This is a genomic window from Psychromonas arctica DSM 14288, from assembly GCF_000482725.1.
Taxonomy (GTDB): domain Bacteria; phylum Pseudomonadota; class Gammaproteobacteria; order Enterobacterales; family Psychromonadaceae; genus Psychromonas; species Psychromonas arctica.
This window is the reverse complement of sequence record NZ_KI519477.1, coordinates 111409-124721: the sequence shown is the minus strand read 5'-3', so window position 1 is coordinate 124721 and position 13313 is coordinate 111409. Positions and strand designations below refer to the sequence as shown.

Annotated in this window: 12 protein-coding genes and 1 pseudogene; 3 read left to right on the top strand and 10 right to left on the bottom strand. The window is 35.6% G+C overall.

Annotated elements, in window-relative coordinates; genetic code table 11:
- From H592_RS23305 to H592_RS0112085, 7 genes are all read right to left on the bottom strand, one after another.
- Positions 1–825 carry a hypothetical protein gene (locus tag H592_RS23305; RefSeq protein WP_051369155.1) on the bottom strand — a complete coding sequence of 275 codons (825 nt, stop codon included), beginning with the start codon at positions 823–825 and terminating at the stop codon, positions 1–3.
- Between the two features lie 72 nt (positions 826–897).
- The gene (locus H592_RS0112110; RefSeq protein ID WP_028868995.1) at positions 898–1326 is read right to left on the bottom strand and encodes a hypothetical protein; all 429 of its coding nucleotides are present in this window, start codon (positions 1324–1326) and stop codon (positions 898–900) included.
- The gene (locus H592_RS0112105) at positions 1326–1529 is read right to left on the bottom strand and encodes a helix-turn-helix transcriptional regulator (RefSeq protein ID WP_028868994.1); all 204 of its coding nucleotides are present in this window, start codon (positions 1527–1529) and stop codon (positions 1326–1328) included. The genes H592_RS0112110 and H592_RS0112105 overlap by 1 nt, the downstream gene beginning before the upstream one ends.
- 72 nt (positions 1530–1601) lie before the next feature.
- A complete protein-coding gene (locus H592_RS0112100) occupies positions 1602–2210 on the bottom strand; it encodes a hypothetical protein (RefSeq protein ID WP_028868993.1) in 609 nt (202 codons plus the stop codon).
- Positions 2200–3525, bottom strand: a complete 1326-nt coding sequence (locus tag H592_RS0112095) for a tyrosine-type recombinase/integrase (RefSeq protein ID WP_028868992.1) — start codon at positions 3523–3525, stop codon at positions 2200–2202. The genes H592_RS0112100 and H592_RS0112095 overlap by 11 nt, the downstream gene beginning before the upstream one ends.
- Before the next feature lie 1015 nt (positions 3526–4540).
- Entirely contained in the window at positions 4541–4699 is a 159-nt protein-coding gene (locus H592_RS23680) for a YqaE/Pmp3 family membrane protein (protein WP_037071730.1), read from the bottom strand.
- Positions 4700–5497: 798 nt separating this feature from the next.
- Entirely contained in the window at positions 5498–7144 is a 1647-nt protein-coding gene (locus H592_RS0112085; protein WP_051369154.1) for a sensor domain-containing diguanylate cyclase, read from the bottom strand.
- Between the two features lie 614 nt (positions 7145–7758).
- Here H592_RS0112085 and H592_RS0112080 point away from each other — a divergent pair.
- The 3 genes from H592_RS0112080 (at position 7759) to H592_RS0112070 (ending at position 10549) form a co-directional block, all read left to right on the top strand.
- Entirely contained in the window at positions 7759–8142 is a 384-nt protein-coding gene (locus tag H592_RS0112080) for a DUF2750 domain-containing protein (RefSeq protein WP_028868990.1), read from the top strand.
- Between the two features lie 311 nt (positions 8143–8453).
- On the top strand, positions 8454–9110 hold the full coding sequence (locus H592_RS0112075; RefSeq protein WP_084296282.1) for a DUF1007 family protein: 657 nt from the start codon (positions 8454–8456) through the stop codon (positions 9108–9110).
- Between the two features lie 71 nt (positions 9111–9181).
- Complete coding sequence (locus tag H592_RS0112070; protein ID WP_028868988.1) at positions 9182–10549, top strand: L-serine ammonia-lyase; 1368 nt, start codon at positions 9182–9184, stop codon at positions 10547–10549.
- A 194-nt stretch (positions 10550–10743) separates the two neighbouring features.
- Here the strand turns inward: H592_RS0112070 and bamJ are convergent, their stop codons facing one another.
- From bamJ to H592_RS22230, 3 genes and pseudogenes are all read right to left on the bottom strand, one after another.
- Entirely contained in the window at positions 10744–11214 is a 471-nt protein-coding gene (gene bamJ / locus H592_RS0112065) for a BamJ family beta-barrel-assembly machinery protein (protein ID WP_028868987.1), read from the bottom strand.
- 509 nt (positions 11215–11723) lie between these two features.
- Positions 11724–12783: pseudogene (locus H592_RS22235) on the bottom strand (IS701 family transposase).
- A 150-nt stretch (positions 12784–12933) separates the two neighbouring features.
- The coding region (locus H592_RS22230) for an IS630 family transposase (protein WP_156916123.1) at positions 12934–13313 on the bottom strand (380 nt) is incomplete at its 5' end.

Below are 13313 nucleotides of genomic sequence, written 5' to 3'. Positions count from 1 at the left end.
TTAAGCATTGTCCCAACTATTAAGCCATTCTTCATGACTCTGCTCTTTGGGATTAACTATCTGTTTATCTATGTGTAAGGTATTACTTATAACCTCACTACCGTATAACCTTTTACCGTGGTTATTTTTACCCGTAGTAATATCAACCTGTGCGCCTTTATATTCAGGGCTTGCTGTGCTTTCCTTGTATGTAATTGCTGTATGCGTATTGTCTGTGTTTTGTATGCTCACTGTATGTGAATTGTTCTTATTAAGCCCCTGTATTGAAGCAACTATGTCTTTATGCCTAATATTAAGCAGTGCCGTTTTCTTGTCTATCACCTGACCTTTACGATCAATATCAGCTGTAAAAAACAGTTGTTTAAGGTTGCCCATATAGCAATGGAACGAAGAAAGCCTAGGTGGCTGCTTTAACTTTGTCGTTAACCACCATTTATAGAACCCCATATTTTTACTGACTCTAAATTGCCCTTTCGGTAATCGTTCTCCTGCTTTGTGTTTTGAAGTGCTTCTAGCTCGTAGTAATTGAGCATTAAATATCATGAAGGCCTCCTGTCCAGTTGCTAGATTAAAAAATTGTAAAGTTACACCTTCACTTTTATGCTTCCCATAAAAGCCAGTGGAATAACGATCATAGATATAAACGTCTATAGAAAATAACTCTGCTATTTCTGAAATTAAAATATTTTCATTTTGCTTTAACCAGCTCGGAGGTATTTCTTTTTTACTTAGTGGCAATAGAGATAAACGACCATTTATAATATTAATCTGGTCACCTTTATTACAAAGCTTTTTAAGTAGGGGTGTATTGTTTAAGGTTGTCATTGTGAGATACTCGCTTTGTTAGCTGGTGGCTAAATCTTGCGGACGAACCACCAGCATTAACACCTTAGCCTATTATTGAGTAGCCTCTTTGATAGGCTTTTTTAAGTCATCAAGATATTGGCTCGCTTCAATAAAGTCCTCAAAAGCAGAACCGACCCGACTAGCACCAGTCATTGCCTCTTTGTGTGAATCTGCCTTTAATTCTTTTTTTCTTTCAGCTCTTGCAATGGAGTCTAGATAACGGTCACCTAATAAATGCCGTGGGTCCATGTATCGTCTATCTATTTCTCCATCTTCCAATATAGAAATCAGATTCCAATGTAGAAACCTATCCCCTTTTAAGCGTTGCTGTAGACTGCGATAATTACGGCCGAACTCATCACACAATAACTGCTCTTTAATTTCATTTCCTGACATATATAAATCAAGCATTCTCCTTGCTGGTGTTCCTGATGCTGGAATTGCTTCTGTTGGTATGCCTTGATATTTAAAACCGGTCATTACGCCACCTCCTGAGTTTCTAGCCATTCAAGAATTACACTCTCTCTCCAACCGAGCGTACGGCCTTGAACTTTGATGGGTTTCGGCAATATTCCATCACGCTCATAACGCCAAAGACTTACGCGACTTTTGGATAATAAATCCGATAACTCAGTAATTGAGATGATGCGGTTTGATTGTGAGAATGTAGATTGCTGTATCATTGTATTGCTCCTTGTTAAAAGAGATTAAACAATACAAGGATACAATGAGTAATTCTGGGGGCTATTTTTGTTTTAAATTTCGCCAACCTCCGATCTAGGCCCTTCCTCCAATTCTTGCCAAATAGAGCATTCAATGGGGTCAAAATAAGTTCCTATAGCATTTAGCTTACCTTTTGAAAGATCAAGTGAGTCTTTTTCGTCACGATACAATTCAAACATTAGAATAGATATCTTCGTCCAAGCCACCTCTCCCACCTTTTTAGAGCCTTTTTTCAGCTTCTTTTTTTCAAGAGATATTTTCTTTTGAAGTTTGCTATAACCTATCTTGCTACCGCGTAACTTCCCCCAACGAAAAACACGATCGATAGCACTATGTGGAGGGTTTTCTTCCTGAATATTTTTCTCATCTTCATATTTGCTATATAACTGAACCCCCAAAAAATGATAAGCCCAAACTCTAGAAACAAAGAAATCCAATTCACTAATATTATCGGGGGTATAGAGCGTACTAGGCCGCTTTAGCTTAGGTGATTGTTTAATGAGTTCAATAATATACTCGAGGGCAACTTCATCCCCTATTACAAGCATAGGACTCTTTTCAAAGAGACTTACAAGAGCGCTATAATCTCCATACTTCCTAACTCCGTATAAAGCACCGATAAGAGCCAAATCATGCGCCATAAGTCCCCCTTTCTTTAAACGACAACACATTATCTACAGCTACTTCATTAAGCTTTTGTTCCCATGATTCCAATGCCTTTTGCTTCTCTGGCATATACTCATACCGGTCATAATGCTTTGAACTCACATCATGTAAAGCATGGTTTTGAAGTCTATCTCTAATTGACTTACTGATACCCAGTTCTCCCATTAACGTTTTACAGGTACGGCGAATATCACGGGGTATAAAGGGGCGTATATCAGTTTTACTGCGATAACGTGCAATAGCCCTAGAAAGGGAATCTAAAGTGATATGGCGATCTCTATCGAACCTGTGAGGGAATATAAAATCACTATCGGTACTGTTTTCTTTTTGCTTTGATAGGATAAAAATGGCTGACTCTGTAAGTGGTATAAGATGAGGACGTTTGTTTTTAGAAATATCTGTAGTGATTAATAAAGTCTTAGCTTCCCAGTTGATACTCTCCCAGCGAGATGAAGCCAGTTCAAAAGGTCTTTGTCCGCCAGTGTAAAATATAAGGCTGATGAGATTACGAATACTATCCCCCATTTGAAAGCGTAAGAACTCATTATTTAAATCGTTCAATAACTGTTTTATTTCGCTATCACTTAAAAAATGCTCTCCTACTTTTTCCGCTGATTTTTGTTTAGGGATCGCTGATACTGGATTAAATAATAAACCGAACTTAGCATCATCAATAAAGTTAGCTGGGTCATTGTCATGCGCTAAACCATAATTAAATGAAGCCATTAAATAACTTCTAACTCTATTGCTTTGTGTGACAGCTCCACGCCTGATCATGTGCGCTAATATGGTAATCAAATCATCTTTGCTTACATCTTTAGCTTTAGTCTCTGGCTTTATGTGCGGATAAACTTCTTTTTCTAAAGCTTTTAATACCGCCTCATGCGTTCGCTTACCATCTTTTTGCATCTGTGTAGTGTAACTATGGAATAACTGTTCAATGCTTCCTTGTTGCGCTTCTGCTTTAACTTTATTCTCTGCTTCTGCTTTTATGATCCCCAGTTCGAGTCTTGGGTCCTGCCCTGCTTGCAACATTGCACCATACTTTTTAGCTATTAAGCGAGCATCAACTAAACTAATCCCGTTCTCTTTGCTGGTGGGCGCATCACCTATTTTGATAAACTTCGGCTTACCCTCTACAAAGTAACGAAAAACAAAGCGCTTACTGCCACTACTAAAGACTTTCACACCTAAGCGCCCCATTCCCTTAGTGCCATCATCTTCCCATTCATAATAGGCTGACTGCTTTTTCCTGAAACCGATGATTTTATTTAGAGTGAGTAATGCCATAACTATTCCTTTGCTAACTATACCCAATTCAATTTTGGGTGTAGTTGTGGGTGTAGTTAGAGTGTAGCGCAATGAAATAATATAAAATAGATTGAAAACAAAAAAAGAAGACAACCCCATACACACCAAGGCCCACAAGATGACTTTTAAATAATAAGAAATGGTATGAAATAAGAATAATTACGACTCATAATCGTCAGGTCCCCCGTTCGAGTCGGGGAAGGCCATATTTTAAAAGCCGTAATAGATTAATTTCTTTTACGGCTTTTTTATACCCGCCACAACGGACCAGCAACAAACAGTACTTCAAGCGTAGATTAATTCTTTGATATTCAATCTAAGGATTTAGCCACCAAGCAAATATCCGCAGTATAAGAACACAAGCTCGTCATTTGAAAAAGCGGCAACGAATGAAATAGGCCTAGTTGCTAATTTAATCGACACGACACCAAACAATCCTCTTATGCTATTCGATAAAGGGGTTTATTCTCTTCGGTTGTTGAATCGATGACAAAGCAATGCTGTTGAGCGTCATTAGCAGCTCCCTTTGGAAAAGAAAGTAGTTTGAAGTCATTCGCAGATGGGCGCTAGAGATCAAATCATTTGCTTAAAAGTCTCGTCACAAGCTCGAAAAATGGGGGAAGCCTCTAGCAACGATTGATGCTCGTTTGGAAAAAAGCATCATAATACCAATCACACTAATTAACTGATCTATTTTACTTGTTAAAATAACTTATTTTTTCGTTGTAAATTTCGTAAAGGGAACAACCATTTAGCTAAATTTACGCCTTAAACTAAGTCATTTTTCCTGCGCAAAATTTAGATCACTTATTTAATGTAATCGGTATGAAAAGTATGCAGATAAAAGAAGCAAAAAAAATGCCAATCAGTTATTAAGTGACTGGCATTAGATTAAAAGTACATTTTTACTTGTTACCATTCATATCTAACGGTCTACTGCTTTATCTATGTATATTATTCTAGTTATATTATTCTAGTTATATTGTTCAATTTATTACTTTCTTGCGATAACCCAAATAGCATGGACAATACCTGGAATGTAACCTAGCACCGTCAGTAATATGTTAAGGACAAGAGTCCATGAAAATCCGACTTGCAAAAATACGCCTACTGGCGGTAGTAAAATAGCGAAAATAATACGAATAATATCCATGATTTAATCCTTAGAATTATTTAACCCAATAAAATGTGCGAGTATTCAAATATTGATTAGATAAGTTTTATTTGAATACTGACTCTGTTCAATAACTAATTAGCAAACATCACGCCATTATTTAAGTCAAACAAGATATACAGTTAAGAAACTGATTTTAAAAGATTTAAATTTATTTATAGAAATAAATAATGATAGTGAGGAATAATTTAAAATTTCCAACAAGAAAATAATTCTCGCTAGTTGTAAAATTTACTTATCTACTTATCTACTTATACTCAACAGAAAATGTCAAATCACTTAAAATTCATCATTCAAAATATTTAATTTAGTACCATTCGACACCGTCAAAATAATACGTTCAGGAACACTAAGAGGCTAAAAGTAACTGATATTGGATGGATGTTAACATTAAATAAAAAACCAACTTATCCCCCACAAATAAAACCAGTAGCGCACTGCTGCTATTTATACTTATGTTACTTCAAGATGTTTGTCCGGCATGAGTTGGGTATCAGAACAAGGCGCAATATGAGTAAATGACATCCTCTTTTTGATTATTTCAACGCTGAACGGGCATTTGAGAACGGGTTCCGTAGGCAAGGAAAATAACACCAATCTGTGTTGTTATCCCCCCATGTAAAAGAGCGACGTCTCTTAATCATTCTAGCGATAGAGTATTAATAAAGTTAATCTCTCAAAAACTCAATGTTATGCCTATCATTTGGCACTAGCTTTCCTTGCTAACTTTGCACCTTGAAGCATCATGTGTACATTATTATTCGTGGGAGTTAAAAGCTAACCTTTTACAATTTGATTTCTTCCATTGTCTTTAGCTTGATAAAGCGCCTTATCAGCGCGTTTAAACCATTCAGTAAAGCTTTCACCTTCTCTATAGGTTGACATGCCAGCACTAAAAGTAACTTGAGAGGCAGGACTAAAATCCATTGCAGCGACTCTTTCTCGCATCTCTTCCATATGCTCATAGACCTTCTCCGAAGTAGAGGCAGATAACAACACAACAAACTCCTCCCCTCCCCATCGGCAGATAAGATCCTCTTTACGCATACTTGTGGTCAATTCATTAGCAATGCGACACAGCACTTTATCTCCGGTGTCATGTCCATATTTATCGTTAATATTTTTAAAGTGGTCAAGATCGAGGACTGCTAATGCAATACTTACATGGTGCCTCTTCGCGCGCGAAAGCTCTTTTTCAACTAATGCACTAAAAGCGCGACGATTATATAAATTAGTGAGTGAATCTTTAGAAACTAGCACTTCAAGTTTGTTATTCTGTTCACTGAGCAAGTTATTTTTGGATGAGATCTCCTGGGTTCGTTCACGAACAATTTCTTCCAGCTGAGTAGTATGAAGATGAATTTTTTGAAGGCTGCGAGAAAACGCTTTAGAAAGTGCACCTATTTCATCTTTAGAATGAATAATACGTATAAAATTGCTTTTGGCAGTTACCGACGCTTTTACATCTTTAGTAAGCCTAACGATAGGTCCTGTCACCTTGTTTGATAATTGGCTTATGATAAACAAAAAAACGATCATTAATATAATTGAGATAGTTAATACGCTGTATACAATGCTGTATATACCTCGAAAAATTTCAACTTCTTGAGTGGTTACAAACAAATTCCACCCAGGTAAATATTTAATCTTAGAAAAAGTAACTATTTTAGACTCTTGTAATTGTGTGTCGTAATAATGTCCATAACCATTATTTTGTAATTTAGTTTGCCTTGCTATTTTATAAAAACCTGGGAAGTTTGGGTTCTCGGTGGTTGAAAGACGATTATTCATTACGATGCTAGGGTCAGGGTGAGCAACCACCAAGTCATTAGAATCTGCTAACCAAGCATAACTACCATTTGCTAATTTGATGGATGATAATTTATCAATAATAGTTTTTAATGGTACAGCAACGGCCAGTGTTCCTTGCCATTTATCTTGGTCATTTAACACGGGCACGGCAACGATTATCACTGGTATTTTTTCAAATAAAGTGTTCACAGGTACTGTGATGTTATAGGGTTTATTTTTCCACTGCTCATTTTTCAAAAATAGTGGATTAGTGACTTTATTTTTATTACCTAAAGCATCGACTAAGTTTAAATTTTGATCAACATAAATAGCATTAACAAAATTACTGTTACCTACCTTCATTAAACGCTTCAGTATTTGTTTAATTTTATCTGGATCATTTTTTTTAAGTGACGAGTCATCACTTTGCATTTTTAACATCGCAATATATTGAGCAAATTCTTGGCTCAATAAGTTGGCGTGCATATTTGATATTTCACTGGATTTTTTTAATTCTAAATTCAGTATATTCTCTCGTTCATTGATAAAAATGGTCACTAACAATAACGCGGTGAAAGAGATCATCACTAATGAAAACAGAGTAATTATTTTGGCTTTTATACTATAAAACATAATCACCTTAGGTGGGCTATTAAAGATGATTAAAAAATCAACATCAATGACTGATAACAACTATTATTTGTAATACAATAAAAAGAAAAAGCAGATAACCATTTCAGTCTAAAAACTAATAATATACGGATTCACATTTTTTATGATAAATATTTAAGTGATAAAGTAATAATATCGCTGATTTTTACAATATACCCTTAATACTTTGTATTAAAATCACACAATTTTCACTTTGAAATCTTTAAATTTTTAAAATTCACAAGTTATATGTTTGTAACAATATATATATAACTTGTAATGATAAGTATTATCTTAGCATTTTATGTAAATATAATTAGATCATGTCAATAATATTTATAAAAAATTCACATTTACAGTAAAATATTCTATTCTTTTTTACAACTGAATACCGCATCAAATTGATGCTACTAATTCTACAATTAGATCCCAAAACTAACTCAGGAAACAATACCGTCAGTGTTTAAACTAATTAGACTCGTTCAGAGAGCGTTGTCTATTTGACGGATCCTTAGTAATAGTAACTCCCCCCTAGTAAATCAAAATAATTACTTTAAGCTAATCGTTAATTAAATAAACAATGAATAGGACAACACATGAGCAGTTTATCTCCATCACGTATTACTGAAATATTAAAACTCGACCAGCAACAACGTTTTCAATATTTATGTAAAGAAGTAAACATGCAGCAAAAAATTTGGTTATTAGTAGATGAACATGGCTGCGTTATGCTCAACACAGAGGATGAAGACTGTGTTCCAGTATGGCCAAATAAAGAGTTTGCAGAGGACTGGGCAACGGAAGAATGGTCTCATTGTAAACCAGAAGCGATTAGTTTAGCTAAGTGGCGTGAACGTTGGACACAAGGCTTAGAAGATGATGAACTTTCAATTGTTGTTTTCCCGGATAAAAATTTAAAGGGGGTTATTTTCTTCCCTGATGAATTTGAACATGAACTTACACTTAAAAGTAAGAAATAAAAGCTTAACAAGTGTACTTCTTATGTGCCAATTACGCTAAATAGCTGATCATTCTTATTGGTTAAAATACATCACTTCTGCGTTATAAATTTTGCAAAGGGAACGACCATTTGACGAATTTCTGACTTCAATTGAAGCACTTTCCCTTGCCAATAATTGATCATATACTTAATGAAATTGGTATTACAGAGTTGGTACCAGCTTCAATTGTACTTTATGAAAGTACAATTGAAGGTAACTGATGCCCGTTACTATGCTTTCTAGAAAATATGATTAAAGCAGATACAAAAGATCAATTGAATGAGCTCAAGATGAACCGATTAATAAAAACCTTAAAATATTTACTACCCATTAAATGGTTACTGTTAGCTTGCCTCTCATTCCCTTTTACTTTGTCTGCCCATCCGCACGCATGGATAGATACAAATACTGCGATTGGAAGTGATCAAACACATATTACAACCTTACACATGACTTGGACTTTTGATGCAGAAACATCTGCTTATATGTTACAGGGTGAAGATATTAGCCCAGAACATATCGATAATACGTTACAGTTATTAGCGACTAGCGTAACCAATAACATGTATAACGAACATTATTTCACCTATTTTTATGTTGGTAATACGCCAATTAAGTTTAAAGCGGCACGTTACCCTCAGCTAATACAATACCAAGATAAGTTAGTGCTAAGCTTTGATATTCCCCTATCCGAGCCAATCGCTTTTAATAATAAAACCTTTAAACTCTTTATTTACGATTCAACTTATTTTGTTGATATGTCATGGCTTGAGCCACAGGAGATTCAAGTCACCGAAGATATTAATAAACACTGCAAACAGAAATTACTTGAACCTAAAGCTTCAGATGCGCAACGAGCTTATACTTTATCTTTAGCAGATGACGTAGCGCCCAATAATGGGCTTGGACAACTCTTTTCTCAGCAGTTCCAGTTACACTGCAACTAATGAATACATGGAAGGGTAGCAAATCCCCTTCCGCTCCCATTTACTGATTTTACCACTATTAGGAAGTAACTATGCTTTCAATTTTTGATATTTATAAAATAGGCATCGGGCCGTCGAGTTCACACACTAGTGGCCCTATGTTAGCCGCTTATCTTTTTGCTACTGCTAACCAAGAAAATATAGATCGTATTACCAGTATTAAAATTGAATTATACGGTTCTTTGTCATTAACGGGTAAGGGACATCATACCGATAGAGCTATCATGCTAGGTTTGATGGGTTTTAAACCAGATACAGTAAAAACCAATACGGCCAATAAATTATTAAAGGAAATTGCAGAAACAAATACACTGCCGTTTTTAAATACACTGAGCATTGCATTTAATCCTGAGATTGATATTGAGTTTAAAAGTGAAAGCTTACCATTGCATGAAAATGGAATGCGTTTAATGGCTTATGAGCAAGATAAAAAAATCGACTCTCACACTTATTACTCAACTGGCGGAGGGTTTATCAGCACAGAAGAGCAATTATTAAACCCCGTCAAAACACCTAAAAATAGCGTACCTTTCCCTTTTAATTCAGCGGAAAGCTTACTCAACCAAGCTGACCGAAATGGATTAAGCATTGGTGGCTTAGTATTAAAGAATGAACTTAGTTTTTGTAGTGAGCAACAACTCGATGAAACGACGGAGAAGATATGGAGAGTGATCTCACAATGTCTAGAACGAGGTCTGAAAACAGAAGGCATCCTAGAAGGTGGTTTACAGGTTGTGCGCCGAGCCCCCGCTTTATTAAAAACACTACAGTCTAGCGAAGGGGTTGATAACGACCCGATGAGTATTTTAGATTGGGTTAACCTGTATGCCTTTGCCGTAAGTGAAGAAAATGCATCTGGTGGGCAAGTGGTCACATCTCCAACCAATGGTGCAGCAGGAGTTATCCCTTCAGTGTTAATGTATTACAACAAATACATACGTGAAATTGATACAGCGAAACTAAAGGACTTTTTAGCCGTATCAGCAGCGATTGGAATGCTATATAAAATGAATGCTTCTATTTCAGGAGCAGAAGTAGGTTGCCAAGGTGAAATTGGCGTTTCATCATCAATGGCAGCTGCAGGTTTAACAGCAATTCGAGGCGGTAGTAATGAGCAAATTTGTATTGCCGCTGAAATAGCAATGGAGCATTCACTAGGTATGACCTGTGACCCGATCGGTGGATTAGTACAAATCCCCTGTATAGAGCGTAATGCAATGGGTGCAATGAAGGCGATTAATGCCTCTAGAATGGCCTTAAAACGTAATAGTAAATCACTCATTTCGTTAGATAAAGTGATCGCTACTATGTTTCAAACGGGTAAAGATATGAATAAAAAATACCGTGAAACATCACAGGGTGGATTGGCTGTGATTCACCTAGCGCCGCCTTGCGAATAAGTTATTATCTATTAACTGACACTGATTTCTTTTCTGTTAACAAGCACTAACTAATGAATAACAACCTCTTACAATTAAGAGGTTGTTATTATCTAGAAGTCGTTATAAGCCAATCAACACACTTTTTACTCTATACATGTTTTATTTAAAAAATGGTTTTATTTAATAAATGCTTTATTCAATACATCGCTATATTAGTTTATTTTTAATAACTCAACATCAAAAATCAATAATGACCCGGGGGTAATTTTACCTGCACTTCGATTGCCATAAGCAAGCTTACTCGGAATGAAGAAACGGAATTTATCCCCTTCCACCATCAATTGAACACCTTCCGTCCAACCTGGAATAACTTGATGCAAACCAAAAGAAATAGGCTCACCACGGTCTACTGAGCTGTCAAAAACCGTACCGTCAAGCAATGTGCCATGATAATGAACTTGTACGTTACTTTTTGCGATTGGGTGTACTGTCCCTTCGCCTTTTTCTAATATCTCATATTGCAGACCGGAATCCGTCACCATCACCCCTTCTTTAGTTGCATTTTCAGTTAAAAACACCTCTCCTTTAGCAATATTTTCTGGCGCATTTTTACCTGCGTTCATAGATTGAAAAATAAAAAATGCGACGACTAGAATTAACGCAATAAGAATAAATTTAATCATACTAACTTCCTGAATTTGTAAAAATATAAAATGAAGTACTGACTGTACTAAATTTTACTGGTTTATTTAACTCTAATTTAAGATACACGCACAATACCGGTCACAGATACCGCTCTAATCATCGCAATCTTGATAAAAAACAGGGTGTAATGATTTAATGAATTTAGCTGAAAGTTTATATATGTGGTGATTCAATAATGAGACATCAAAGGGAAAAGGACAGTTGATAATAAACAGAGAGATAACCTCAACTCGAGATAAGCCAATCGATACAGCGCAGCTATTTCCGTGTATTTCTGCGTTAAATTAGCTACCAATAATCAGTTATTGTGATGCTGATTTGTCTTTAACTAAACAAAACGATTAATACTATATGACGATAAACTGCAACCAATTAATTGTTAAATGAATTTCGTTTTTATTACCCCGAGTTGAGATTAAACTGTCTTTCCGCACCTGTTCTTAGTGATTAAATTTTCAACAGAAAATAGTCGATTAAGTAACTGATGTTACGCAGTTAAAGTCTGCATTTGTTTCCAAGCTCTAAATGCTTCTTTTTGAGCTTTGATATAAAGCTTTGTTTTCAAACCAAATGTGCTTAAACCTTTTTTTACACTTAATCCTTTCAATTTGGCGGTTGCGAGCAATGACATGAAAATGTGATTGCTCTGAGTTCTCTCTTTTTTTGCCGGTGATTTAGCAAGGCCCGTATTTGATTTTATATTCTTGTGAAAAACTTCAACTTTCCATCGTTTTTGATAGATTGTTTCCATTGACTCTTTATCTAGTCCAATATCATTGCTGATCAAATATAATATCCCTTCACTGCCATCTTTGTTTTTAAAAATTTGTCGATGTAAAATAATGGGCATATCCATTCCTTTTACCCAACCACAAATCGGGGAATCTGACCAATCTAATGAATCGATACGTTGAAAGCGTCCTTGTAATTTATCTTCTTTATTCAATGCGATTAAACGATTGCTTTTTAAGGCGAGTAAAAAAAATTTCTTCATTTTATCATTGATAAATTTCATATTACCAATCGATGAAAACCAGCTATCAGCTAAGACATAGCGCCATTTTAATTGGTTTTTTTGACACGCTTTGAGTATTGTAATCAAATCATCATTTTTCGTTGTGCCACTTTTTCTTTTTATCTTCCTCGTAGCAAGATCAGTGTATTGAATCGGTTTGGTTATTAGCTTAAAAGCAACGGGAATACTTGCATCATTAGCATGATAAATACAATTCAATAAATTGATGCCTTTAACAGAGCGGCCAACGGTATGATCAAAGTGCCAATTAATAAGTTCATTTTCACTCGAGTAAGGTTTAGCTTGAACAGTATCATCAAAGATTAAAACACCTTCTTCAGATTCAATTTTACGTACCTCCTTTTTTACATTTTTCCACAAATCTCCTGAGCTAAACTGCTTATGTGAGAGAAAACGGGTAACTTGATCGATCACCATCTAAAAGATGAGATAGCCCCGTAGCGGTCGTGTAACTGAATGAGGTGACGAGGTAATCAATGTACAGCTCAAATATTTGTTTGTTTTTATTCATCGCTCTATATTAACTATTTTTGAATTGAAAGTTTAGCCTCACTGCGTAACATCAGTTAAGTAATAAAAACGACTATTTTGTGTCGCCCCCTATAATTTTGAATAAATATGTTGACGTGGATCCTCATATTTGATCTATACCCATCCCACTTCAAGATGCAGATGCTAGCTTCTGAAAGTTGTCATTAATTCGACTCGATAAGGAGCCTCCTATTTCAGGGAGCTTATTTTCGAAAAAATCATCGATTTGTTCTCGAAACTCTTTGGCTGTAGAGAAATATTTATTATTTCTCACATGTTCGTTCATGACTTTCCAAAGCCGTTCTATTGGATTTAAATTAGGGCTATAGGGAGGTAAATAGTGCAGCTGAATATTAAGCTCTTTTGCTTTGTTTTTAACTATATTTGAACGATGATAAGCGGCACTATCTAGTACTAGATGAATGCTGAGTTCAGGCGAATGCTGTGCTCTCAATTCCTCTAAGAAAAAATTAATATATTCACCGTTCACTTTGTCATAACGTTTAACAA